We start from the raw sequence: 24,322 nt of genomic DNA on the forward strand, positions 1-24,322 counted from the left end.
AACGCGGCGCCTTGGCGCCTCGCCGGCGGCCCAACACTCCTGAAAAGGGGGAGCGCGCCAACCGCCTTGTTCAATCGGACAAGCCCTACGCCGACCCCACCGTGGTGCGGACCGTCAATCGCCGCATCGCGCCGGACTTGGAGCGGCTGGCGGCATTGCCAGAAATTCTCTCCAACGCCTTGTCGCCCACGCTGATCTTCGGCGCGGCGATCGTTCGCGGCCAGGGGCTGGCCGGCCGCGGTTCCGGTGGCGGAGAAGCTCGGCGCCGTCGTCTAGGCCGCGCCAGCGAGCGAGCGGCGCTGAAGGCCGAGGTCGCGGCATCTTTCAAGGGGTCGCGCCCGCATGTGTTCGAGGTTCCGATAGCGCCTGACATTCCGCCGCTCATCTGAGAGGCGCTGTCGCAGTGCAAGCGCGACGAGACGCGGCGCGACGTCCCTCACCGCGAGGAGCGCATCAGCCGCACGTCGAGGTCTCGCACTTTTTTACGCAGGGTGTTGCGGTTGAGGCCGAGCAGTTCGGCGGCCTTGATCTGGTTGCCGCGGGTGGCCGCGAGCGCGATCGAAATCAGGGGATATTCGATTTCGCGCAGGATGCGGTGGTAGAGGCCCGGCGGCGGCAGCTTGTCGCCATGGACCTTGAACAATTCGGTGAGATGACGCTCGACCGCCATGGAAAGCGATTCGTCCGGGTCGCGCGCGAGCGCGGAGGCCGGCGTCGCGGCGCCGGCCTGGCCCGCGGGCGGCGCAAGGAAGGAGCCGGACTCGCGGGAGACGTCGAGGCCCAGTTCGCTGACGATGATCTGTTCGGAAATCAGCTCCTGCGGATAGAGCGCCGCGAGACGGCGGACCAGATTTTCCAGCTCGCGGATATTGCCGGGCCAGCGATAACGCTTCATCCGCTCCAGCGCCGCCGGCTCCAGCGATTTCAGCGGCAGCCCCTCGTTGACCGCCTGGGCGAAGAAATGGCGGGCGAGGTCGCCGATGTCCTCGGCGCGCTCACGCAGGGGCGGCAGACGCAAGGGCACGACATTGAGGCGGAAGAACAGGTCCTCGCGGAACAGGCCCTGCTGGATGAGGACGCGCAAATCCTTGTTTGTCGCGGCGACGATGCGGACATTGGCCTTGATCGGGGTGCGGCCGCCGACCGTGGTGTATTCGCCCTGCTGGAGCACGCGCAACAGCCGGGTCTGCGCGTCCATCGGCATGTCGCCGATCTCGTCGAGGAAAAGCGTGCCGCCCTCGGCCTGTTCGAACCGGCCGACGGACCTTTGGTTCGCGCCGGTGAAGGCGCCCTTCTCGTGACCAAACAATTCGGATTCGATCAGGTCGCGCGGGATGGCGGCGACATTGATCGCGACGAAGGGACCTTTCTTGCGTTTGCCGTAATCGTGCAGGGCGCGGGCGACCAGCTCCTTGCCGGTGCCGGATTCGCCGGTGATCATCACCGTGAGGTCGGACTGCATCAGCCGCGCCAAAGCGCGATAGATGTCCTGCATGGCCGGCGAGCGGCCGACCAGCGGCATGCCCTCCATGTCGTCCGGCTCGGGCGTGCGCAGCCGGTTCTTCGGCTCGCTCATCGCCCGCCCTACGATGGCCAGAAGCTCCTTCAGGTCGAAGGGTTTGGGAAGATATTCATAGGCGCCGCGCTCGGAGGCCTTGATCGCGGTCATGAAGGTGTTCTGCGCGCTCATCACGATGACCGGCAGATCCGGCCGCGCCTTTTTCACCCGGGGCAGCAGTTCGAAGGCGTTCTCGTCCGGCATTACGACATCGGTAATGACCAGATCGCCCTCGCCCGCCTGAATCCAGCGCCAGAGCGTGGATGCCGCGCCGGTGGTGCGCACTTCATATCCCGCGCGCGTCAGGGCCTGGCCCACGACGGTGCGGATGGCCGCGTCGTCGTCCGCGACGAGAATATTGCCGCTCGGCATTCAATGACCTCCAAAGCCTTCCAAGATCCCGCGAGATGTAATGGGCGCCAGGGTGATGGCGAGAGCGCCCGGGATCAGACGTCGCGGGGCGAATAGACGGGCATGAGAACCCGGAAGAGCGTTTTCCGCGGAAGGGATTCGCATTCGATGACGCCGCCGTGATCGCCTATGATCTTGGCGACCAATGCAAGTCCGAGGCCAGAGCCTGAAGCCTTGGTGGTGACGAAGGGATCGAACAGATGCGGCATCAAATCCTCCGGGACGCCCGGTCCGTTGTCGCGCACGCAGAATTCGAGCGGCAGGCTGACCGGCGTCGCCCGGCCGGGCGCGCGGATGCGGACGCCGGGCCGATAGGCCGTGGTCAGCTCGATTTCACCGTCCATGGAATCGTCGCCGAGCGCTTCCACTGCGTTTTTCACAAGATTCAGAAAGACCTGGACGAGTTGGTCGCGATTGGCGAGCACCGGCGGCAGCGACGGATCGTAGGTCTCGACGAAGCGGACGCGCCGGGCGAAGCCCGCCTGGGCGATGCGCCGGACATGCTCCAGCACCTCGTGAATATTGACCGCGCCGCGCTCGACCGGACGGCCGTCGGAAAAGGCCTCCATCCGCTCGACCAGCGCCACGATGCGGTCGGTCTCGTCGCAGATCAGGCGGCACAGGCCGCGATCCTCGTCGCCCACGGCGGAGTCGAGCAATTGCGCCGCGCCGCGAATGCCGGACAGCGGATTCTTGATCTCATGCGCCAGCATGGCGCCCATGGCCGAAAGCGAGCGCGCCGCGCCGCGATGGGTGAGCTGGCGGTCCATCTTGTCGGCGATCGTGCGCTCCTGCAGCATGATCACCACGCCGTCCGCTATATTCGGCAAGGGCGCGATGTGTATGTCCACATAGCGTTCGACGCCGATCTTGGGCGTGCCGAGATCGACCCGGTATTCATTGATCGGCGCGCGGCGCTGGCGGACCATGTCGATCGCCGAGATCAGCGGCGAGCCGAACGGCAGCAGGTCCGGGAATTTGATCTTGCGCAAGTTGTTGCGCGATATGTCGAAAAACAGCTCCGCCGCGGGATTGGCGTCGCGGATCGAGCCGTCGCCGGCCACCGAGAGCAGCGGGTGCGGCAAGGCGTTGAGCAATTGCGCCGACGGGCAATCGGCCATGCCCACGCCTGCCAAATCTTCAGGCGCCTCGTTGCGATCATCGCTTGTTTTCTGGGCAAGTCTACTTGTCATGCCGCCTCCAGATCGGGCGCTCGTTCATAAAGACGACAGAGCAGATCAAAGACCTCCCGCGCGTCCTCGGTTTCGACCAGACGCCGGCGCGCCGCCGCATCCAGCCCGCCGCCCTCTTCCGCCGCCACATCCGCATAAGCCGCAAGATGTTTGCGGGCGTGGCGCAAGCCCTGGCGCGATCCGAGCAAGTCCATCAAAGTCGCGACATGCTCGCGCGCCGCGTCACGCCGCGCCTGTGGCGACAGCGCCGGCCTCGCTCGGCCATTGCGTAGTAAATAGGCAATATCGCCGACAATCCAAGGGCGCCCCAGCGCGGCGCGGCCGATCATCACGGCTTTTGCGCCCGATTGCGCCAGCATTTCCCACGCGTCCCGCGGCGAACGGCAATCGCCATTGGCGACGACCGGTATCTCGACCGCTTCGCAGACGGGGCCGATCGCCGCCCAATCCGCCGCGCCGCGATAGAACTGGTTCCGGGTGCGGCCGTGGACGATCACCATGGCGGCGCCCTCGGCCTCGGCGCGGCGGGCGAGTTCCGGCGCGTTGAGCGAGGCCTCATCCCAGCCCAAACGCATCTTGACGCTCACCGGAACCTTCACCGCGCCGGTCACGGCCGCGATCAGCCGCGCCGCGAGGTCGAGGTCGCGCATCAAGGCCGAGCCGGCCGCGCCGCCGACCACCCGCTTGGCCGGACAGCCCATATTGATGTCGATGAGATCGGCCCCGGCGTCCGCAACCAGCCGGGCTGCTTCCGCGAGGCTCTCAGGCTCGCGGCCGGCGATCTGCACGGCATGGGGCGACACGCCCTCCCCCATTGCGCGGACCACGCTCTCGCGTCCAAACTTTCCCGCCTTGCCGCCGGCGGCCTGGGCGAAATCATCGCTCGCGACCATTTCGGAAAAGGCGAGGCCCGCGCCGAAACGCCGGGCGAGACGGCGCATGGCGAGGTCGGTCACGCCCGCCATGGGCGCGAGAAAAGCCGGCGCGTCGATCGTCAGACCGCCGACGCGCAAAGGGGCGACCGAAGCAGGCGCGTGAAACAAGGAGGCGGCGCCCGCGCCATCGCCCACTTGTTGAGCAAAATCGTTCATGCCTTGATTTTAGACAAAATTTTTCCCTCCGCAATCTGAAAGCGCGGATCGTTCGCGCGGAAGGTTTGAACGGAAAGTTTGACCCGGACAAAGATTCGGGCGACATGTCCCGAAGAAGAGCGAGCGGGGAAATGGCCGAGGATCACGGAGCAAAAAAGGCGGGCGGGGCTTTTTTCCTGGTGGTCGCGGCGGGGCGCGGCGCGCGCGCCGGCGCCGGCGGCCCGAAGCAATATCGCGAGCTCGCCGGTCGCCAGGTTCTGACCCGCACCCTGCGAGCCCTGCTCGACGGCGCGGCGGGCGCGAAGGCGCTGGTTGTCATCCATGCCGACGATCGGGACCTCTATGAAGCCGCGATCGCGCCGCTGCCGGACGATGTGCGCGCACGGCTTTTTCCCCCGGCTTTCGGCGGCGCGACGCGGCAGGACAGCGTATGCAACGGGCTGGAGGCGCTGGCGGCGTTCGGCGTCGGCGACGACGCCGCCGTGCTGATCCACGACGCCGCGCGGCCTTTCGTCAGCCCCGGGCTGATCGCGCGCGCGCTCGAGGCGGCCCGTGACAAGGGCGCCGGCGTTCCGGGCGTCGCCGTGGTCGATACGATCAAGCAGGTCGCGGAGGATTTGCGCATCGTCGCTACGCCCGCGCGCGCGACCTTGCGCGGGGTGCAGACGCCGCAGGCCTTTCGTTTCGTTCTCATTCTCGCCGCCCATCGTGCGGTTCGCGCCGACGGCTGCCGCGAAATGACCGACGACGCCGCGGTGGCCGAATGGGCCGGCCATTGCGTCTTCGTCTTTCCCGGCGAGGCGGAAAACGTCAAGCTCACCACCCCGGAGGATTTTTTGCGCGCGGAGGCCAAATTGTTCAACGAGCTCGCCGATATTCGCACCGGCCAGGGTTTTGACGTCCATGCCTTCGGCAACGGCGATCATGTCTGGCTCGGCGGCGTGAAAGTGCCGCACGATCGCGGGCTCGTCGGCCATTCCGACGCCGATGTGCTGCTCCACGCCATCACCGACGCCGTCCTCGGCGCCATAGCGGACGGCGACATCGGCGCCCATTTCCCGCCGAGCGATCCGCAATGGCGCGGCGCCTCGTCCGACCAGTTCCTCCGCCACGCCGTCGAGCGCGTCGCCGCCCGGGGCGGCCGCATCGCCCATATCGACGCCACCTTGATCTGCGAACGTCCCAAGGTCGGCCCCCACCGCGACGCCATCCGCGCCCGGATCGGCGAAATCATGGATCTGCCGCTCGACCGGGTGGCGGTGAAGGCGACGACTTCGGAACGGCTCGGCTTTACCGGACGGCAGGAAGGCATTGCGGCGATGGCCATGGCGACGGTGAGGCTGCCGTAAAACTCGGAGAGGCGACATGCGCGACGAAATCCTGGTCACGGCGCGGCGGGTGCTTGACGCCTGTTTCACGCGCAAGCTCAAAATCGCAACCGCGGAATCCTGCACCGGCGGGCTGATCGCCGCCGCGCTGACGGAAATTCCCGGCGCTTCGGACGTATTCGAGCGCGGCTTCGTCACCTATAGCAACGAGGCCAAGCAGGATATACTCGGCGTTCCGGCCGACCTCATCGCCGCACATGGCGCGGTGTCGCCGCAGGTCGCCGAAGCCATGGCGCTCGGCGCGCTGGAACATTCGCGCGCCCAAATGGCGCTGTCGGTGACCGGAATCGCCGGCCCGGACGGCGGCTCGGCGCAAAAGCCGGTCGGCCTCGTCCATTTCGGCCTCGCCCGCGTCGATCGCCCGACCCTGCTGGCGGAAAAGCATTTTGTCGGGCCGCATGGAAAAGCTCTCGCGCGGGAAGAAATCCGCCGCCAGGCGGCGCTGACTGGTCTGCGGATGCTGCTCGAAGCCGCCGCGCCGCAACTCTACGCCTGAGTCCGGAGGCGATTTTGTCCAACCATCTGCTCGATCTGATCGCCTCGCGCGTTCCCGACCCGGAAAAAATCTTCATCCAGTCGCTGGACGGCGAATCGATTACCTATCGCCAGATGCTCTCGGCGAGCGCGCGCTACGCCAACGCCCTGGTTTCGCTCGGCGTCGAACCCGGCGACCGGGTGGCGATGCAGATGGAGAAATCGCCCGCCTTCCTCTTCATCTATCTCGCCTGTTTGCGCGCCGGCGCGGTTTTTCTGCCGCTCAACACCGCCTATACGCCGCATGAGGTCGGCTATTTCCTCTCGGACGCCAAACCCAAACTGATCGTCTGCGACATCGAACGCGCGGATTCGCTGCGCGACGCCGCGGGCGAAGCGGAAGTCCGTATCGTGACGCACGGCCAGGGACAGGCGGGCGAGCTTTACGATCTCGCCGCCATCAGCCCGCCCGACTTCGCCAATGCCGCGCGCGGCGACGACGACCTCGCCGCGATCCTCTACACCTCGGGCACCACTGGCCGCTCGAAGGGCGCGATGCTGTCCCATGACAATCTCGCCTCCAACGCTTTGACCCTGGTGGATTATTGGCGTTTCACGCCCGACGACGTGCTCATCCATGCCCTGCCTGTCTACCACACCCACGGCCTGTTCGTGGCGACCAACAATATTCTGTTGTGCGGCGGCTCGATGATTTTCCTGCCCAAATTCTCCGCGCCGCAGATTCTCGAAGCCATGAGCGAAAGACCCGACCGTCTGCGCGGGACGGTGCTGATGGGCGTGCCGACCTTTTATACCCGCCTGCTCGACGAGCCGGGCCTGACTCGCGAAGCCTGCTCCCATATGCGGCTGTTCATTTCCGGCTCGGCGCCCTTGCTCGCTGAAACCCACCGCGCCTTCTCGAACCGCGCCGGCCACGCCATTCTCGAACGCTATGGCATGACCGAAACCAATATGAACACCTCCAATCCCTATGACGGCGAACGCATCGCCGGCACGGTCGGCTTCCCCCTGCCCGGCGTGTCGTTGCGCGTGGCCGATCCCCAAACCGGCGCGGCCTTGCCCTCCGGCGAAATCGGCGTGATCGAGGTGAAGGGGCCCAATGTCTTCAAGGGCTATTGGCTGATGCCTGAAAAGACCGCGAGCGAATTCCGGCCCGACGGCTTTTTCATCACCGGCGACCTGGGGACGATCGACGACAGGGGCTATGTGCGGATCGTCGGCCGCGGCAAGGATCTGATCATCACCGGCGGTCTGAACGTCTATCCGAAGGAGATCGAGACCGAGATCGACTCCCTGCCCGGCGTCGTCGAGAGCGCTGTCATAGGCCTGCCAGACCACGATTTCGGCGAGGCGGTCGCGGCCGTGGTGGTGCGCGCCAAAGCCGCCCCCATCGACGAAGCCGCCATTCACGACGCGCTGCAAAGCCGGCTCGCCAAATTCAAATGGCCGAAGAAGATCTTCTTCGTCGACGACCTTCCGCGCAACACGATGGGCAAGGTGCAGAAGAACGTTTTGCGCACGACCTACGGCGGGTGACGGCGGCGCCGCGCCGCGTTCAAAACTGCGGCTGGCGGTAATGGGCGAGATCGGCGGTCGGCGTCACCAAATCCGGGTCGTAATCGTGCTGCGCCAATTCGCGCGCGGTGGTGTCGCCGCCCTCCGCCGCCTTGTCGATCAAGGCCTTGCCAGCGGCGCGGTCCCGCATCACGCCATGGCCGCGCAAAAGGTCGAGGCCATAATTGAACTGGCCGAGCGAGGAGCCGGCGTCCGCGAGTTTTTTATCCCACTCCGCCGCCTTGACCGGGTCTGACGGCCGGTCGAAGCCGTTTTCCTCCATGTAGGACATCCAGGGCATGGCGTTGAGATTGCCATGTTCGGCGCAATGCTTGAAAATGCGGCGCGCTTCCTCATGCTGCCCGGTCTTGTCGAGGAAGACGCCATACATGCACATATGCGGGTCGTAATCGTCGTCCGTCGCCTTCGCGGCCCAATATTGCACCGACATGTTTTGCGGATTCAGTTCGCCCGTCTGCTCGTCCGGCGCGGGGGACTTCGCCGCCGCTTCAGCCGCAACCGCCGGCGCGCCGGCAAGACACAGGGCGAGAAAAGTGAAAGCGAATTTCATCAGCGCCTCCAGAATGCAAACATGCAACTAAACGCAAAGAGGCCGCGCCCGCGAAAACGGATGCGACCAGATCGGAGGAGCCGGAGGTACGGCGCGGCGGAGAGGATGCGCCGCGCCGGGAAATTGTCAGATTTCGGCGGACATATAGGAAGTGACTTCCATGCCGCAGCAGACTTCGCAAACTTCCGGAGCAGTCCAGGTCATAGCTTTCTCCCTTGAACGATCTTGCTTGTGAACTCAAAGCGTCCACGACGCATGATTTCTTATAGCCGCGCCTCCGGCAAGATGCGTCAGAACCCGGCGAGAAATTTGTAAGAATTTTGTCAGGCGTCCTCGTCATAGCGATAGCCCACGCCATGAACCGTCTTGATGATCTGCGGATGGGCCGGATCGCGCTCGATTTTGCGGCGCAGGCTGGAGACATATTGGTCGAGGGCGCGGCTGTTGGGCATATAGTCGCGACCCCAGGCGAGGTCGAACAATTCGTCGCGCGAAACCGCCTTGCCCGCGCGCGCCAGCAGGGCCCGCAGGATTGCGAGTTCGCGCGGCGCGAGGTCGATGCTCTGCCCGTCGCGCCAGGCGCGCAAGGCTTCCGGGTCGATTTCGATGTCGCCCATGCGCAGGCGCGGCGGCTCTTTTTCGGGCGCGACCTCTGCGGCCGGGGCGGCTTTGGTCCGGCGCAGCCCGGCCTTGATCCGCGCCACCAGCTCGCGGGCCGAAAAAGGCTTGGCGATATAATCATCGGCGCCGATCTCCAGCCCGATCACCCGGTCGATCTCGGCGCCGCGCGCCGACAGCAGCAAGATCGGCGTGCGGGAATCGCGCGCGCGGATGCGCCGGCAAAGGTCGAGGCCGTCGAGGCGCGGCATCATCACGTCGAACAGGCAAAGCGCCGGAGCTTCCTCGACGAAGGCGCGCCAGGCGGCCTCGCCGTCCTCGGCCACGATGCAGTCGATTCCTTCGAGAGCGAGCAGATCGACCAGCCCGGCGCGCAGATTTGCATCGTCCTCGGCGATGAGAATCTTCATGCCGCCTCTCCCTCGGGAAGGGCCCTGATCGTAGCGCACGCCCGCAAGCCCGGATTGGCGCCGCTCAGCGAGAAGCTTCCGCCATTGACGCGGGCCAGATCCTGGACGATCGACAGGCCCAGGCCGTGCGAGGGCTTGACTTCGGCGCCCGGCGGCGGGGCGGCGCCAAAATCGCGCACTTCGAGCGCGAGCAGACCGTCGCGCCAGGAGATCGAGACGTCGATCTTCCCCGGCGCATATTTGCGGGCGTTGTCGAGCAGATTGATGAGGATGCGCTCGAAGGCGCTGGCGTCGAAGCGCAGCCGCCCGGCCGCCTCGCAATGGGCCTCGCAGGCGCAGTTCGAGGCCGCGAGCAGCTTCTCGTAACGGGCGACGACGCGACGCGCCAGGGCGCAGGGGTCGGCGGCGGCGAGGCGCGGCGCCGGCGCCGCGCCTTGATCGCCGAAAATGGTTTCCCCGGCGAGCGCGTCGAGCCGGTCGATCTCCTCGGTCAGCACGGCGCAATAGCGGTCGAGCCCGGCGGCGCCCCCTGCCCTGCGGGCGATGAGTTCGGCGTAGAGCTTGAGATTGGCGAGCGGCGTGCGCAGGTCGTGCGACAGCCGCGTGGCGAGTTCGGCGCGGGCCGCGCTTTCCGCGAGCCGTTCCCGTTCCGCCTTGCGCGCCTGATAGACCAGCAGCAGCCACACCAGCGCCAGCGGCAAGGCGAGCGCAAGCCGCCCGAGCGCGCTGTGGCGCGGCGCGGGCGTCCCCGCGACGTCCACCGCCCAGCCGTGCAGCGCCCCGCTCTGCAGGAAGCTCTCATAGCCTTCCGGCGCGCCGCCCTTTTGCCAGATCACCCGGCCGAACGGGTCGCGCAGGCGGAAGGCCCAGCCGGGAAAAGCCTTTGCGCGCGTTTCGAGCACAGCGGTCAGATCGGCAAAGATGAAACGGCCATTGAGCGCGAGACAGGTTTCCTTGCGCGCGTCGTTCTGGCCGGCGCGCAGGCATTCAAAATAATATTCGCCGGAGGCGTCGGGGAACCAGCCGTTGACGAAATCACCTTCGCGCAACAGGCTCGCGACCCCGGTCAGGGCGCGCACTTTTTCCCCCCACATCTTGGGTGTGGCGAGCGGGTCGTCGGGCGGAAAAACGGTTTGGTCGCCCTCGCGGATCAGCACCAGCAATTGCTGATCATAGCCGGAAATCACCCGCCAGAGCGCATTGGGCGGGTCAAGTCCCTCCGCCGCCGCGCGGCCGATATTGACCCGGGCAAAAGCGGCCAGTTCGCCGACCTCCGCGGCCGCCGCCGCCCCCATGGTCCCGGCGACCCCCTGCGCCCGGCGACGCGCGTTCTCGCGCAAGGCGCGATAATCCGCGTCGAGCCATTGCGCGGCGATGAGGGCGACGAAAACGAGCGGCAGGGCATAAAGCAAGGCCTGCCGCGCGGTCGCCGCCCAAGAGCCTGGCGAACGCGTGAGAAATGGCGCGCTGCGTGACTTCAATTTCCGCTCAGTTCTTGTTCCGCTCAGTTCTTGGCGAAATCCTTGGCGAGGGCGTCGAGGCCGGCCCGATAGACGCCGGCGATCGCCTTATGCGCCGCGTCCGCCGTGGTTCCGGGCGCGGGCGTGAAGGTCGAAGACCAGACGACCTCGCTGCCCTTGCCATCCGGCTTGACCACAATGCTCGAAATATAATGCATGACCGGAAGAACCTTCTGGTTGGTTCCATTGTCGAGGATCTTGTAGGTATAGCTGTGCGCGGCGGGCCGGTAGACGACGAGTTGCTCCCACAGGATCGGGCCGCCGAGATCGAGCCGGCGCTGCGAACCCGGCTTGTCGGCTTCCGACGCCTCGCTGCTCTTGATCGCCGGGTGCCAGGTCAGGTTGCTGAAATGGCCAATCTTTTCCCAGACCTGGGCCGGCGCGGCCGCGACCTTCACCGATTCGGACACTTTCACTATTGGCGCCGCCTGCGCGGCAAGCCCGCCCAGCGCCAGAACAGCCGCGGCGATCGTAAGACGTATCATTTGTTTCCTCCCTTGGGGATTGGCGCGCTTTTCGCGAAGGCGAGCCTTCGACGCCATTGGTCTGCGCGTCCATTTGCCAATGGGCCACAAATTACGGCAAAAAAGAACGGGGAGGATGTAAGAATTTTGTCTAACAACCCCGTCGCCCTGCCCGCGCCCCGCATCCGCGCGCTCGGCGACGCCGCCGCGAGCGTGGTTTTTGGCGCGACCATTGCGCCGGACGTCCATGCAAGGGCGCGCGCGTTCTGCGCCGCGCTCGCCGCCGCGCGCATTGAGGGCGTCGAGGAATGGGCGCCCGCCTTTGCTTCCGCGACCGTGTGGTACGATCCGGACACGATCCTTTTCGCGGAGCTGGCGGAGCGGCTCGCCGCGCTGGCGCGGGCGCCCGCCTCTGCCGCGCCGGCCGGCGCCTTGTTCGAGATTCCATTTTGCGCGGAAGGCGATTTCGCGCCCGATCTCGAAGAAATCGCGCGGCTCAAGGGGTTGACGGCGCAGGGCTGGCTCGACGCCTTTGGCGGGCTCGCATTGGAAGTCTATATGCTCGGCTTCCAGCCCGGCTTCGCCTATCTCGGCGTGCTGCCGGAGCAGCTTTCCGCCCCACGCCTCCAAACGCCGCGCCCAAAAGTTCCCGCCGGCGCGCTCGCCATCGCCGATTCCATGTGCGCCGCTTATCCTTTCGCCAGTCCCGGCGGCTGGCGCCTGATCGGGCGCACGCCCGCGCTCCTGTTCGACGTGAGCAACGCGGCGCGTCCCGCCTTGCTGGCGCCGGGCGACCGCGTGCGCTGGCGCGCCGTTTCCCGCGCCGAATTTGATGCATTGGACAGCCGCTGGCGTGCGGAAAATTTGCGCGCCGACGAATTGCGCGCCGCGCCATGAAGGCCCGAGTCGTCGTTGAACGCCCCGGCGCCGGCGTCACGGTTCAGGACTTTGGCCGCAAAGGTTATCGCGCGCTCGGCGTGGCGGTTTCCGGCGCGCTCGACGCCAGATTTCTTGCCGCCGCCAATGCGCTGGCCGGCGCGCCGGATGACGCCGCGGGACTCGAAATCCTGCTCGCCGCGCCCGAGCTTCGCGTGGTTGAGGGCGCGGCGCGGATCGGCCTTGCCGGCGATTTTGCGGGCGCGATCCTGCGCGCCGACGGCAGGCGCGAAAATGTTGCCTCATGGCGCGGCCTGGTGTTGCGCGAGGGCGACGCGCTGACGCTGAAACTCGGGCGCGGCCCGGCCTATCTCGGCTTTTCCGGCGGTCTCGACCTGCCCGAAATTCTGGGCGCCCGTTCGACTTTTTCCCGCGCGGGTTTCGGCGGGATCGACGGCCGCGCGCTCGCGGCCGGGGACGTTCTTCCCTGCGGCGCGGCGGAGGGCGGCGATGTTTCCGCCCCGCCGCTCGTTCACGAAACCGGCCCGATCCGCTTCATTCCCGGCCCTCAGGCCGACCATTTCCCACCCGAAACGCTGGCGCTGTTTTCGGCGGCGCCATGGCGCGTCGGCGCCGACAGCGACCGCATGGGCCTGCGCCTTTCCGGCCCGCGCCTCGCCCACAGCCGGCTCGGCGCCAATATCGTCTCGGACGGCGCCACGCCCGGCGCGATCCAGGTCCCCGGCGACGGCCAGCCGATCGTGCTGCGCGCCGATTGCCAGACCTCCGGCGGCTACGCCAAGATCGGCTGCGCGATCACCGCCGACCTGCCCCGCCTCGCCCATCTCGCGCCCGGCGATGTCATGCGCTTCGCGCCCGTCGATCACGCCGAAGCCGCCGCCGCGCGCCGGGAAGGGCGCGAGCGGTTCGCGCAATGGCGCGTCGGGATGGCGCCGGCGGGCGAATGCGACGACCGAAAATTATGGACCGAAAACCTCATCAGCGGCGCGACGTCCGGAGATTGACGGGCCTCTCAGTCGCCGGTCCCAACAGCCGGGGTTTTGGTCGCCATGCGCCGCGCATCGTGCGACCTGTTTGGCTCCGAGCGCGGGATCGTGAATCGTCCTATAATCCGTCCGTCACAGAGAGCCCGCCTTCAAGCGCGAAGCAAGGAGCGACCTTCCCCCGGCCGGCAAACTTTCGTAAGGAGGATCAAATGCAGCAGCCTCTTTTCCCCGACGCCGACGCCTTGGCGTCGCTCTGCCGGCGCCATCGAATCCGGCGCCTCTCGCTGTTTGGCTCTATGCAACGCGGCGCGGCGCGCCCCGAGAGCGATGTGGACCTGCTGGTGGAGTTCGAGCCCGGGGCGAAACCCGGCCTGCTCGCCCTGGCGGCGATCGAACTCGAACTATCGTCCCTCCTGGACGGGCGAAAGGTTGACCTACGAACGGCGGAAGACCTGAGCCGCCACTTCCGAGAGGAGGTCGTCCACACGGCGGAAACCCAATATGCGGCGTGACGACGCCATCCGTATCCGCCACATGATCGAAGCCGCCGAAGCCGTCCAGCGTTTCCTCGCCGGCCGACGGCGCGGCGACCTCGACGCGGACGAGATATTGCGGTTCGCGCTGGTCAGGGCGGTCGAAATCATCGGCGAGGCGGCGGCCAAACTCGGCGTCGAGACCCGAGCGGCTTTGCCCTCGATCCCCTGGGCAGCGATGGTCGCGATGAGAAACCGGCTGATCCACGCCTATTTCGACATTGACCACGATATTTTGTGGAAGACCGTAGCCGACGAAATCCCTGCGCTTCTGTCTTCGCTGCGATCCATTTCGCTCGACGAATGACGTTGAAAGGGCCCGTCCCGCCATGACCGACAAAATCAACCTCAACGCCGATCTCGGCGAAAGTCTTGGCGCCTGGCGCATGGGCGATGACGCCAGCCTGTTGCGCATCGTGCAATCGGCGAGCCTCGCCTGCGGCTTTCATGCCGGCGATCCGGTCACCATGCGGCGCACGGTGCGCGCCGCGCTCGATGCGGGCGTCAGCATCGGCGCCCATCCGTCCTATCCCGATCTGCTGGGTTTCGGGCGGCGCTCGATGCGCTGCTCGGCGGAGGAAGTCGAGGCCCTCGTCCTCTACCAGATCGGCGCGCTCGACGGTTTTGCGAAGGCCGAGGGCGCGCGCGTCACCCATGTCAAGCCGCATGGCGCGCTCAGCAACGATTCCAGCCGCGACCTGGCGCTCGCCGAGACGATCGCGCGCGCGATCGAGGCCTATGACCGAAATCTCATCCTTCTCGCCCCGGCTTGTTCGCGCCTCGCCGAGGCTGGCGCGGCGGCGGGTTTGAGGGTGGCGATCGAAATTTTCGCCGACCGGACTTATGAGGACGACGGCGCCTTGACCCCGCGCTCCGAGCCGGGCGCGGCGCTGCATGACGCCGCCGCCTGCCGCGCCCATGTCGCCGCCATGCTCGACGCCAAGGGGCTCGTCGCGCGCGGCGGCAAAATCCTGCCGACACCGATCCACAGCATCTGCGTTCACGGCGACGGGCCCGGCGCGGTTGAGATCGCCGACACTTTGAAAAATTTCTTGAAGGAACAATATGTTCTAGCGCCGATTCCGACCCTGTTCGCCTGACAGGGCGACATGTTCGCGTTCAATCCCTGCGACGTGCTCTCTTGGTGGCGAGAGCGCCTTGCAACGTCGTGCGCGAAGATTATGCTCGCGCGAAATCTCGCCCGAGAAGCGAGTCCCGACAGGAGCGCCTGATGACGCCTTCCCTCCCCGCGCGCGCGGAACGCCACGCCAAGGGCGAGAGCCTGCGTAAGCTCACGCCGCGCAGCGCCCATGGCAAATTGGTGGGGCCGATGGACCGCGATTCCAACGCGATCATTGAGGCGCAGAACGCCTCCCGCCTGCCGGCGCTGATCCCGTTGCGCGCGCAGCTCATGGCCGAAAGCGCCTTTGCCTTCCTGCGCGGCGCGGCGGCGGTGATGGCCCAGGACCTGCAATGGCAGCCGATGGTCGGCGCCAAGGCGCAGGCCTGCGGCGATTGCCATCTGATGAATTTCGGCGCCTTCGCCACGCCTGAGGATAATATCCTCTTCGACATCAATGATTTCGACGAGACCCTCGCCGGCGTCGATTTCACCGTGGACGTGAAAAGGCTCGCCGCCAGCGTAGCTGTCGCGGCGGCCGACAAGGGGCTGGCGAAGGAGGATCGCCACGCGCTGGCTGGCGCCGCCGCGCGCGCCTATCGCAAACGCATGGCGAGCCTCTCCCATTTGTCGCCGCTCGAAATCTGGCACAGCCAAATCGATCTCGAACGCGAAGCGCGGAAATTCCGCAACGCCGCTTTGCGCCGCAAGATCGCCACCCTGATCGCCCGGGCGCGCGGCCAGGGCCTCGACCGCGACGACAATTTTCCGACCCTCGCCGAATCCGGCGCTCCCGTGATCCACGACAAGGCGCCGCGCATCTTCCATTTCGCCGCGGACTCGGACGCGGCGAAAGGGTTTGATCCAAAAGTCGATCTGGCCGCCTATCGCGACCGGCTGACGCCGGCGGTGCGAACGCTCCTCGACCGCTATGGCCTGCGCGACTTCGTGTTCAAGGCGGTCGGCGTCGGCTCGGTCGGCACTTATTGCTATGTCGGCCTTTACATGAGCGGCGACGACGAGCCGATGTTCCTGCAGATGAAGGAGGCCCATCCTTCGGTTCTCGAAGCGCTCGACGACCGCCTCGCCTATGGCGGCAACCAGGGCCAGAGGGTGGTCGAGGGCCAACGCATGATGCAGGCCGCAAGCGACATTTTCCTTGGATGGACGGAGAACAAAGCCTCCGGCCGGCACTATTACGTCCGCCTGCTCAAGAACCGCCACCTCGGCGGCATGAGCGAAATCGCGGAGGCCGAGGGTCTGGCGGATTACGCCCGGCTCTGCGGCCGCACGCTGGCTCGCGCCCACGCCCGCTCCGGCGATCCGGCGCTGATGGCGGGCTATATGGGCGACAGCGAGGCATTCGACGAAGCCATCGCCGACTTCGCCCTCGCCTATGAGCGGCAGACCGTGATCGATTACGAGGCCTGGGCGCGCACGCACCCGCCGTCGCCGTGAGGCCGGCGACGGCGCCTTCGCGGCGTCACACCCAGCCCGTCAGGTAATAGACGGCGATGACGACGAAAACCGCCATGGTCTTGATGAGGGTCACGGCGAAAATGTCCTTGTAGGACTGTTCGTGAGTCAGGCCGCAAACCATCAGCAGGGTGATCACCGCGCCATTATGCGGCAGTGTGTCCATGCCGCCCGAGGCCATGGAGGCGACGCGGTGCAGCACCGCCATCGGAATGTCGTGGGCCTTGGCCGCCGCGATGAACTCGTCCGACATCGCCGCCAGCGCGATCGACATGCCGCCCGAGGCCGAGCCGGTAACGCCCGCAAGCGAAGTGACGGTGACGGCCTCGCGAACCAGGGGATTGGGAATGCCCCCCAAAGCGTCGCGAATCACGAGAAAGCCCGGCAGGGTGGCGATGACGGCGCCGAAACCATATTCGGAGGCCGTATTGATCGAGGCCAGCAGCGCGCCGGCCACCGCGGCCTTGCCGCCTTCGGAGAAACGAGCGGTCACCGGGCGCCAGGCGAGAACGAGAACCGCGATGACGCCGGCGAGCAGCGCGCCTTCGACGGCCCAGACCGCCGCCAGCTTGTCCACCGAAACATGGACGGGCGTCGCCATGGCCGGGAGCTTCAGGTCGTAGCTCGCGCCATAGCCCGTCTTGATCAAAGTCGTGAACAGCTTGTTGAGGCCGAACACCAGAACGAGCGGCAGGATCGCAAGCCACGCCGGCGCAAGCGATTCATGCTCGAAGGGCGGCGGCTCGTTGCTATGGCCCTCGCCATAGCCCTCGCCCGCCGCGACGGCCCGTTTGCGCTGCCATTCGAGATAGGTCATGCCGACGATCAGGATGAAAATGGCGCCGATGACGCCCAGGACCGGCGCTGCGAAGGCGGTCGTCTTGAAATAGGTGGTCGGGATGATGTTCTGGATCTGCGGCGTACCCGGCAGCGAATCCATGGTGAAGGAGAAGGCTCCGAGCGCGATCGTCCCCGGAATGAGCCGTTTGGGAATATGGCTCTGGCGGAACATTTCCGCGGCGAAGGGATAGACCGCGAAGACGACGACGAAAAGCGACACGCCGCCATAGGTCAGGATGGCGCCGACGAGGACGATCGACAGCATCGCCTGGCGCTCGCCGAGCATGCCGATGACCGCCGAAACGATGGATTTCGAAAAGCCGGAAATCTCGATCATCTTGCCGAACACCGCGCCGAGCAGGAAGACCGGGAAATAATCTTTGACGAAACCCACCATCTTTTCCATGAAAACGCCGCTGAAAGCGGCGGGAACGGCGGAGGGGTCGGTGAGCAGGACGGCGCCCATCGCAGCGACGGGTGCGAAAAGGATCACGGAAAAACCGCGATAGGCGACAAACATCAGGAAGAACAGGGCGCCGAGGGCGATGAGAAAACTCATGGCTGGTTCGTACCGGTTTGAGGCGACGAGGAGCCGGCCGCGCCGGCGTGCTGGCAGAACAATTGGTAGCCGAATTTTCGGCTTCCGCGATCCGGCAAGCGCGGTTCCCGTCGAATTTTTTTCCGCCGGGGTTTCCCGTGACGGCGAAACGTCGCTGCCCTGGACTTGCTGGAGGAGAAAGCCTTGACGCCTGATTCGATCGCCCTCGCCAATGACCGGCTCGAAATCGAAATCGCCGCGCAAGGCGCCGAATTGATCCGTCTGCGCGACGCCGCCGGACACGATTTTCTCTGGAACGGCGACCCGCAATTCTGGTCAGGCCGCGCGCCTTTGCTCTTTCCCATGGTCGGCCGCGCGGCGGCGGATCGCATCAAGGTCGGCGGCCGGAATTATCCTCTGCCCCAGCACGGCTTCGCCCGGCGCCGCCGTTTCGGGATCGTCCTGGCGACGCCCACGACCTGCGTGCTGCGGCTCGAAGACGATGAGGAGACCCGCGCCGCCTTTCCTTATCGCTTCCGCCTCGACGTCGCTTTTGAACTGCGCGGCCCGACGCTTGGCATCGCCGCGACCGTGTCCAATACCGGCGACGCGCCCCTGCCCTATTCCTTCGGCTTCCACCCCGCCTTCCGCTGGCCGCTGCCCGGCGGCGAAGGCGCGCATGAACTGGTTTTCGAGCACGACGAAACCGCGCCGATCCGCCTGCTCGATGACGGTCTGCTCGCGCCGGAGGCGGTTCCCAATCCGGTCGCCGGGAAGCGGTTGAGACTGAAGCCGGACCTGTTCGCGCGCGGGGCGCTTGTCTTCGACCGTCTCGCCAGCCGGCGCGTGGTCTATCGCGCCCCCGGCGGCCCCTCGCTCGCGGTCGCCTTCCCGGACATGCCGCATCTTGGTCTGTGGACCAAGCCGGGCGCGCCCTTCCTGTGCATCGAACCCTGGCAGGGCTTTGCCGCGCCGGTCGGATTCGACGGCGAATTCGCTGGGCGCCCCGGCGTCGTTTCGCTGGCGCCCGGCGCCCGCCGCGTCTTCGCGATGGAGATCGACGTCGGCGCGTGACGCTCTATTCGATGACGATCGAAGGCGTGCGGCCTACCAGCTTGCCGAGCTGTTTCATGCGCCCGTTCAGGCGTTCGCCGGCGAGATCGGCGAGATCGCGCGGCAGGGTCAGCACGACCTTGCCCTTGCCGCACAAAAGCCTTGTGCGCGGCAGCACGCCCGGAGCGGAGGCCGAAACGATATAGGCGACCCGCTGGACGACGCCGAGGATGCGGGCGCGGTCCATCAGGCGCGGGGTGGCGAGACTGCGGATTTGCGCATTGACCTCTTTGTCTATGCCGAGATGGCGATAGGCCACCGCCATGCCCAGATAGACGCGGCCGGCGTGATCGACGCCGACGAGAGGCGCATTGGCGAGAAAATTCAACGCGAAATCGGCGCGATAATCCGGCGAGGTGCGCCAGCCGAGGTCGCCGAACAGGCAGGCGGCGTGGCGCAGACGCTTTTCTTCCGCCCTCTCGTCAATATGGCTGGACGCCATGAAGGCGTCGCTCCAGTGGATCAGGTCCTCGCCGTGGCGCGGCGAGCGCGAGCGCAGCAGATTGTGCTGGCGCGCGCTCTCCAGGAGCGGATCGCGCGCCCTCAGGTCCTCGTCGAGCTGGTCGTAAAGCAGGCCCTCGCGCAAGCCGCCGATCGACACCACCACCCGGCTCGGCTTGCCGCGCTTGATGATCTCTTCCAGCACCACCGCGCCATAGGCGAGCGCCGGGCGGCGCTGCTGCGAGATCGCCCCGACCGCGACGAGGGCGTCGGTGTCCACGCGCTCGACCAGCGAGGCGAAATCGGCGGCGTCGCGCGCCGGGATGACATAGCCGTGCATGATGTCGAGCGGATAATTGCGCTGGGCCATGTGCAGCCTGGCGAGCGAACGCCAGGTGCCGCCGACGACATAGAAGGTGCGTCCACGCAAATGGTCGAGGGGCGCCGCATCGGCCAGCGCCTGCTTGGCGATGCGCATGGCGTTCTTCGGCGAGCGGCCGGAGGCGTCCATCAGCGCCAGCGAGCCGAGCTTGAGCGAGACGCCTTGGCCGGCGCGCCCGTCGCGGACGTCGATCAGCTCCAAAGATCCGCCGCCGAGGTCGCCGACCACGCCGTCCGCGTCGTTGGTGGTCGAGATCACGCCGAGGCCGGACAGTTCGGCTTCGCGATTTCCTGAGATGAGTTCGATCGGGCAACCGATCGCTTCGCCCGCCGCGGCGAGAAACTGCGGCCCGTTGCGCGCGTCGCGGGCGGCCGCCGTCGCCACCGGGCGGACATCCTCGATCTGCATGAATTCGCAGAGCTTGCGAAAGCGGCGCAGGGCCGCGAGCGCGCGGGCTATCCCTTCCGCATCGAGTTCGCCGGTCGTCGCGACGCCGTGGCCGAGGCCGCACATGGATTTCTCGTTGAACAGCGGCGTCGGCGCGCGCGACAGCCCCTCATAGGCGACGAGGCGGACGGAATTGGAGCCGATGTCCACGATCGCCGTCGGGCGCGCGCCCGGCAGCCTGCCCTGTCCCTTAATCATTCTTGTTCCGTCCGGCCCGCTTCAGCAGGCTCTTGGGGCTTGATTCGCTGAGGGATTTGCCGCGCCCGGACAGCGAGGGATTGGTCATGAAATATTTGTGCACGTTGAACGGCTCCTCGTTCGGGCCACATTCGATGCGCACGCTCGAACCGTCGGAAAGGATGCGATAGGATTGCTGGTTGTCGATCAGATTGGCGACCAGAATCTGCTCAAGCACCTGTTCGTGGGTCGTCGGATTGGTCACCGGCATCAAAACCTCGACGCGCCGGTCGAGATTGCGCTGCATGAGGTCGGCCGAGGAAATATAGACCGCCGCCTTGGGATGCGGCAGGCCGTGGCCGTCGCCGAAGGCGTAGATGCGGGAATGTTCCAGGAAACGGCCGATCACCGATTTCACGCGGATGTCTTCGGAAAGGCCCGGCACGCCCGGGCGCAGGCAGCATATGCCGCGCACGACGAGTTCGATCGCCACCCCGGCCTGGCTCGCCTGGTAAAAGGCGTCGATGATTTCGGGATCGACCAAGGCGTTGCATTTGGCCCAGATCGCGGCGGGACGGCCCGCCTGGGCGTGGGCGATTTCCTGCGCGACATGGTCGAGCAGCTTTTTTTTGAGCGAGATGGGAGAGACCGCCATCCGCTCCAGCCCCGCCGGCTCGGCGTAGCCGGTGATGAAATTGAAGATGCGCGACACGTCGCGGCCGATCGCGGGCTCGGCGGTGAACAGCGAAATGTCAGTATAGATCTTGGCGGTGATCGGGTGGTAATTGCCGGTCCCGATATGGCAATAGGTGACGAGCGAGCCCCCCTCGCGGCGCACGACCATCGACAATTTGGCATGGGTTTTCAGCTCGATGAAGCCGAACACGACCTGCGCGCCGGCGCGCTCAAGGTCGCGCGCCCAGCGGATATTGGCCTCCTCGTCGAAGCGCGCCTTCAGCTCCACCAGCGCCGTCACCGATTTGCCCGCTTCGGCCGCCTCGACCAGGGCGCGCACGATGGGGCTGTCGGACGATGTGCGGTAAAGCGTCTGCTTGATGGCGACGACATTGGGGTCGCGCGCCGCCTGCATCAGGAACTGAACCACCACGTCGAAAGATTCGTAAGGGTGGTGGACGACGAGGTCCTTCTGCTTGATGGCCAGAAAACAATCGCCGCCATTGTCGCGCACCCGCTCGGGGAAGCGCGCGGCGTAGGAGGTGAATTTGAGATCCGGGCGTGGCAGGCCGACGACCTCGGACAGGTCCTTCATCGCCAGCATGCCGTCGAGCGCGATGATTTCTTCCGCCTGGACGTCGAGTTCCTCGGCGACGAAGGCGCGCAGACCGGGCGGCATGTGCGAATCGGTTTCGAGCCGGATCACCGAGCCGCGCCGGCGCCGCTTCAGCGCCGTTTCGAACAGGCGCACCAGATCTTCGGCCTCTTCCTCGACTTCGAGATCGCTGTCGCGGATCACCCGGAAGAGGCCCTGCGCCTTCACCTGATAGCCGGGGAACAATTTCTGGACATGGGTGAAGATCGCCGCTTCGAGCAATACCAGCCGCACGCCCGCGCCGGGCGAATCGGGCAGGCGGATGAAGCGGTCGATCTTGCTCGGCATGCGGACCAGCGCCTTCATCCGCGACCCGGTCGGGCCGTGGACGAGATCGAAGGCCAGCGTCAGGCCGAGATTGGGGATGAAGGGGAAGGGATGGGCCGGATCGACCGCGAGCGGCGTCAGAATCGGAAAGATATGCAGGAAGAAATGATCGTCGAGCCAGAGCCTCTCGCTCTTGCTGAGCGTGGCGGGATCGACGAAGGAGACATTTTCCGCCTTCAGATCCTCCTCCAACTGGCGCCATAGCCTGACCTGGATATCGGCAAGCTCCGAAACTCGGGCGTTGATGAGCGGCAATTGCTCGGCGGGAATCAGGCCATCGTCCGACGGCGCCTCGACGCCGCTGCGCAACTGCCCGCGAATGCCGGCGACGCGGACCATGAAGAATTCGTCGAGATTATTGGCGGAGATCGAGACGAAGCGCACGCGCTCCAGCAGCGGATGGGCGGCGTTGGCGGCCTCCAACAGGACCCGGCGGTTGAACTCCAGCCAGGACAGTTCGCGATTGATGAATCTTTTGGGCGACGCGCGCAGAGCCTCCCCCGTCAGCAGATTATCGCCTGCCGGCGGCGCCCCGGCTTCCAGCATTTCCATCGCCTCGGTCATGTTTCCTCGTCGCCTGTTTCGGCCAGATCTGCGATCGTTGTGTGACAGATTTTGCCGGGACGGCGCGATCCGTCAATGGTCTTCATCATCCGCGACCGGCGCGGCGGCCAGAAGTTCGGCCGCCAGGGCGCGGGTGACCGGCCGCCCGCGCGCGAGGCCTTCCGCGTCGAGCGCCGCGACAATCGCCTGTGCCGCAGCGAAAGACCGCTCCAGACGCGGGACGAGAAAATCGATGAGATTGGCCTCGACCTTGATCTGGCGATCATGGAACAATTTGACCAAAATCGCGCGCAAAAAATCCTCGTCCGGCTGCTCAAGCGCGACCATGGGCGCGCGGCGCAGGCGCGACAGCAGGTCTTTCGTGCGCAGCTCCCAGGCGTCGGGCGCCTTGCGCGCGGTGAGGAGCAGAAAGGTCCCGTGCTCCATCGCCAGATTGATCAGATGGAACAATTCGGTCTCGCGCAGCGGCGGCTCGTCGGCGTCCTCGACGAGCAGCGCCGGCGCCCCGGCGAGACCGGGCAGCGCGGCCAGATCGAGCTTTTGCGCCGGAAGAATGGTCGCGCCCGCGCGCCGCGCCCAGATCGCGCCGAGATGGCTTTTTCCCGAGCCCTGCGGCCCGGTCAGCAGCAGCAGGCGATGCGGCCAGTCCGGCCACAACCGCAGCAGCGCCAACGCCTTTGCGTTCGACGGCGCGGCCAAAAAATCCTCGTCGGCGTAATTCGGCCGATGCGGCAGATCGAGCGGCAATTGCCGGATCATGCGGCGTCGAGGCCCACGCCGCTGAACAAGGAGCTCTGCTTGTAGCGCTTGATGACGAAGCGGATCAGCACGCCCATGGCGGCGGCGAGCGGCACGGCGATGATCATGCCGGCGAAGCCCATCAGATTGGCGAAGGCGAACAAAGCGAAAATGAGCCAGACGGGGTGAAGGCCAACGGACTCGCCGACCAGTTTCGGCGAAAGCACGTTGCCCTCAAGAAACTGGCCGGATCCCACCACCAGAAGCGCCAGACCCAGCAGGCCGAGATGCGGCCAGCCCTGAACGACGGCGACGATCACCGAAAAAACCAGGGCGATGGTCGAGCCGACATAGGGGATGAAGCTCAAGAATCCCGCCGAAATGCCGATGAAGAACCCGAAATTCAGCCCGATCAGGCTCAAGCCCACGCCGTACCAGGCGCCGAGGAACAGGCAGACCAGCGACTGCCCACGCAGGAATCCGGAAAGCGCCCGGTCGATCTCGACGGAAATTGCGAAGACGGTGGCGCGGTAGCGCGGCGGGATCAGGCTGCGGATGGTCGAGACCATCTCCGGCCAGGACAGAAGGAGATAGAAGGTCACGACCGGGGTGACCACAGCCAAGGCGAGGAGCCCGACCAAAGCCTGACCGCCCGACCATAGCGAGCGCAGGAAATTACCGAGATATTGCGTGCCCTGCGAGAGGAAGCCGCCCAGCGACTTCTGAATTTCGTCGGCGGTGGCGGGCGCGTCGATGCCGAGCTTCTTGAGCCAGTCGCCGCCGTAACTATGCAGCAGGTGGGTGGTCTCGCCCACGATCAGACTCTGCAGCTTGTTGGCGTATTCGGGCAGGGATTCCGCGAAGCCGATGAGCTGCCGGCCGAGAATCGGGCCGAACGCGAACATCATCACCACCACCACCACCAGGAAAATGGCGAGGATAACGAGGGTCGCGGCGAGGCGGTTCAGCCCCAGCCTTTGCAGGCGCGACACCACCGGGTCGAGCACATAGCCGAGCGCGAGCGACGCGATGAAGGGCGCAAGCACATTGGCGAACATATAGCAGGCGAAGCCGAACAGCAGCAGCACTGCCAGCCAGAAAGCGATCTGCCACTCCATCCGCATGGCCGCGTTCCCTCGC

The 24,322-nt window shown here is 66.1% G+C and carries 24 protein-coding genes; 11 read left to right on the forward strand and 13 right to left on the reverse strand.

What is annotated here, in order from left to right:
* Nucleotides 1–137: 137 nt before the first annotated feature.
* Nucleotides 138–389, forward strand: a complete 252-nt coding sequence (locus tag K2U94_RS13850) for a hypothetical protein (RefSeq protein ID WP_243067769.1) — start codon at nt 138–140, stop codon at nt 387–389.
* A gap of 47 nt (nt 390–436) precedes the next feature.
* On the opposite strand, the gene ntrC is transcribed toward K2U94_RS13850, so the two are convergent.
* The 3 genes from ntrC to dusB form a co-directional block, all read right to left on the reverse strand.
* Nucleotides 437–1,930: a nitrogen regulation protein NR(I) gene (gene ntrC / locus K2U94_RS13855; protein WP_243067770.1), complete on the reverse strand. Its 1,494-nt coding sequence runs from the start codon at nt 1,928–1,930 to the stop codon at nt 437–439.
* A gap of 74 nt (nt 1,931–2,004) precedes the next feature.
* Nucleotides 2,005–3,090 (reverse strand): two-component system sensor histidine kinase NtrB, encoded by a 1,086-nt coding sequence (locus tag K2U94_RS13860; protein ID WP_243068880.1) that lies wholly within the window; start codon nt 3,088–3,090, stop codon nt 2,005–2,007.
* A gap of 68 nt (nt 3,091–3,158) precedes the next feature.
* Nucleotides 3,159–4,253 carry a tRNA dihydrouridine synthase DusB gene (gene dusB / locus K2U94_RS13865; RefSeq protein ID WP_272884867.1) on the reverse strand — a complete coding sequence of 365 codons (1,095 nt, stop codon included), beginning with the start codon at nt 4,251–4,253 and terminating at the stop codon, nt 3,159–3,161.
* A gap of 131 nt (nt 4,254–4,384) precedes the next feature.
* Between dusB and K2U94_RS13870 the strand changes: the two genes are divergently transcribed.
* The 3 genes from K2U94_RS13870 to K2U94_RS13880 are packed head-to-tail and all read left to right on the forward strand — an operon-like array spanning nt 4,385 to nt 7,672.
* A complete protein-coding gene (locus tag K2U94_RS13870; RefSeq protein WP_243067771.1) occupies nt 4,385–5,602 on the forward strand; it encodes a bifunctional 2-C-methyl-D-erythritol 4-phosphate cytidylyltransferase/2-C-methyl-D-erythritol 2,4-cyclodiphosphate synthase in 1,218 nt (405 codons plus the stop codon).
* A gap of 16 nt (nt 5,603–5,618) precedes the next feature.
* The gene (locus K2U94_RS13875) at nt 5,619–6,137 is read left to right on the forward strand and encodes a CinA family protein (protein WP_243067772.1); all 519 of its coding nucleotides are present in this window, start codon (nt 5,619–5,621) and stop codon (nt 6,135–6,137) included.
* Nucleotides 6,138–6,151: 14 nt separating this feature from the next.
* A complete protein-coding gene (locus tag K2U94_RS13880; protein ID WP_243067773.1) occupies nt 6,152–7,672 on the forward strand; it encodes a malonate--CoA ligase in 1,521 nt (506 codons plus the stop codon).
* Between the two features lie 19 nt (nt 7,673–7,691).
* Here the strand turns inward: K2U94_RS13880 and K2U94_RS13885 are convergent, their stop codons facing one another.
* From K2U94_RS13885 to K2U94_RS13900, 5 genes are all read right to left on the reverse strand, one after another.
* Nucleotides 7,692–8,261 (reverse strand): tetratricopeptide repeat protein, encoded by a 570-nt coding sequence (locus K2U94_RS13885; RefSeq protein ID WP_243067774.1) that lies wholly within the window; start codon nt 8,259–8,261, stop codon nt 7,692–7,694.
* Between the two features lie 126 nt (nt 8,262–8,387).
* Complete coding sequence (pqqA, locus tag K2U94_RS20810) at nt 8,388–8,465, reverse strand: pyrroloquinoline quinone precursor peptide PqqA (RefSeq protein WP_369334833.1); 78 nt, start codon at nt 8,463–8,465, stop codon at nt 8,388–8,390.
* A 119-nt stretch (nt 8,466–8,584) separates the two neighbouring features.
* Nucleotides 8,585–9,289: a response regulator transcription factor gene (locus K2U94_RS13890; protein ID WP_243067775.1), complete on the reverse strand. Its 705-nt coding sequence runs from the start codon at nt 9,287–9,289 to the stop codon at nt 8,585–8,587.
* The gene (locus tag K2U94_RS13895; RefSeq protein WP_243067776.1) at nt 9,286–10,770 is read right to left on the reverse strand and encodes a sensor histidine kinase; all 1,485 of its coding nucleotides are present in this window, start codon (nt 10,768–10,770) and stop codon (nt 9,286–9,288) included. The genes K2U94_RS13890 and K2U94_RS13895 overlap by 4 nt, the downstream gene beginning before the upstream one ends.
* A 23-nt stretch (nt 10,771–10,793) precedes the next feature.
* Nucleotides 10,794–11,294: an SRPBCC family protein gene (locus K2U94_RS13900; RefSeq protein ID WP_243067777.1), complete on the reverse strand. Its 501-nt coding sequence runs from the start codon at nt 11,292–11,294 to the stop codon at nt 10,794–10,796.
* 126 nt (nt 11,295–11,420) lie between these two features.
* Here K2U94_RS13900 and pxpB point away from each other — a divergent pair, with 126 nt between their 5' ends.
* The 6 genes from pxpB (at nt 11,421) to K2U94_RS13930 (ending at nt 16,267) form a co-directional block, all read left to right on the forward strand.
* Nucleotides 11,421–12,170, forward strand: coding sequence for a 5-oxoprolinase subunit PxpB (pxpB, locus tag K2U94_RS13905; protein ID WP_243067778.1), 750 nt, complete (start codon nt 11,421–11,423; stop codon nt 12,168–12,170).
* On the forward strand, nt 12,167–13,174 hold the full coding sequence (locus tag K2U94_RS13910; RefSeq protein ID WP_243067779.1) for a 5-oxoprolinase subunit C family protein: 1,008 nt from the start codon (nt 12,167–12,169) through the stop codon (nt 13,172–13,174). The genes pxpB and K2U94_RS13910 overlap by 4 nt, the downstream gene beginning before the upstream one ends.
* A gap of 191 nt (nt 13,175–13,365) precedes the next feature.
* Nucleotides 13,366–13,668, forward strand: a complete 303-nt coding sequence (locus K2U94_RS13915; RefSeq protein ID WP_243067780.1) for a nucleotidyltransferase family protein — start codon at nt 13,366–13,368, stop codon at nt 13,666–13,668.
* The gene (locus tag K2U94_RS13920; protein ID WP_243067781.1) at nt 13,658–13,996 is read left to right on the forward strand and encodes a HepT-like ribonuclease domain-containing protein; all 339 of its coding nucleotides are present in this window, start codon (nt 13,658–13,660) and stop codon (nt 13,994–13,996) included. The genes K2U94_RS13915 and K2U94_RS13920 overlap by 11 nt, the downstream gene beginning before the upstream one ends.
* 22 nt (nt 13,997–14,018) lie before the next feature.
* Nucleotides 14,019–14,789 carry a 5-oxoprolinase subunit PxpA gene (locus tag K2U94_RS13925; protein ID WP_243067782.1) on the forward strand — a complete coding sequence of 257 codons (771 nt, stop codon included), beginning with the start codon at nt 14,019–14,021 and terminating at the stop codon, nt 14,787–14,789.
* A gap of 131 nt (nt 14,790–14,920) precedes the next feature.
* Nucleotides 14,921–16,267: a DUF2252 domain-containing protein gene (locus K2U94_RS13930; RefSeq protein ID WP_243067783.1), complete on the forward strand. Its 1,347-nt coding sequence runs from the start codon at nt 14,921–14,923 to the stop codon at nt 16,265–16,267.
* A 25-nt stretch (nt 16,268–16,292) separates the two neighbouring features.
* On the opposite strand, the gene K2U94_RS13935 is transcribed toward K2U94_RS13930, so the two are convergent.
* Complete coding sequence (locus K2U94_RS13935) at nt 16,293–17,684, reverse strand: GntP family permease (protein WP_243067784.1); 1,392 nt, start codon at nt 17,682–17,684, stop codon at nt 16,293–16,295.
* A 183-nt stretch (nt 17,685–17,867) separates the two neighbouring features.
* Between K2U94_RS13935 and K2U94_RS13940 the strand changes: the two genes are divergently transcribed.
* The gene (locus K2U94_RS13940) at nt 17,868–18,737 is read left to right on the forward strand and encodes an aldose 1-epimerase family protein (RefSeq protein ID WP_243067785.1); all 870 of its coding nucleotides are present in this window, start codon (nt 17,868–17,870) and stop codon (nt 18,735–18,737) included.
* A 4-nt stretch (nt 18,738–18,741) separates the two neighbouring features.
* On the opposite strand, the gene ppx is transcribed toward K2U94_RS13940, so the two are convergent.
* The 4 genes from ppx to K2U94_RS13960 all read right to left on the reverse strand — a co-directional run bounded on the left by ppx (nt 18,742) and on the right by K2U94_RS13960 (nt 24,306).
* Nucleotides 18,742–20,244, reverse strand: a complete 1,503-nt coding sequence (ppx, locus tag K2U94_RS13945; RefSeq protein ID WP_243067786.1) for an exopolyphosphatase — start codon at nt 20,242–20,244, stop codon at nt 18,742–18,744.
* On the reverse strand, nt 20,237–22,432 hold the full coding sequence (locus K2U94_RS13950) for an RNA degradosome polyphosphate kinase (protein ID WP_425332552.1): 2,196 nt from the start codon (nt 22,430–22,432) through the stop codon (nt 20,237–20,239). The genes ppx and K2U94_RS13950 overlap by 8 nt, the downstream gene beginning before the upstream one ends.
* An 84-nt stretch (nt 22,433–22,516) precedes the next feature.
* A complete protein-coding gene (locus K2U94_RS13955; RefSeq protein WP_243067787.1) occupies nt 22,517–23,203 on the reverse strand; it encodes a P-loop NTPase family protein in 687 nt (228 codons plus the stop codon).
* Entirely contained in the window at nt 23,200–24,306 is a 1,107-nt protein-coding gene (locus K2U94_RS13960) for an AI-2E family transporter (RefSeq protein WP_243067788.1), read from the reverse strand. The genes K2U94_RS13955 and K2U94_RS13960 overlap by 4 nt, the downstream gene beginning before the upstream one ends.
* Nucleotides 24,307–24,322 lie beyond the last annotated feature (16 nt).

Source organism: Candidatus Rhodoblastus alkanivorans, assembly GCF_022760755.1.
Classification (GTDB): Bacteria; Pseudomonadota; Alphaproteobacteria; order Rhizobiales; family Beijerinckiaceae; genus Rhodoblastus; species Rhodoblastus alkanivorans.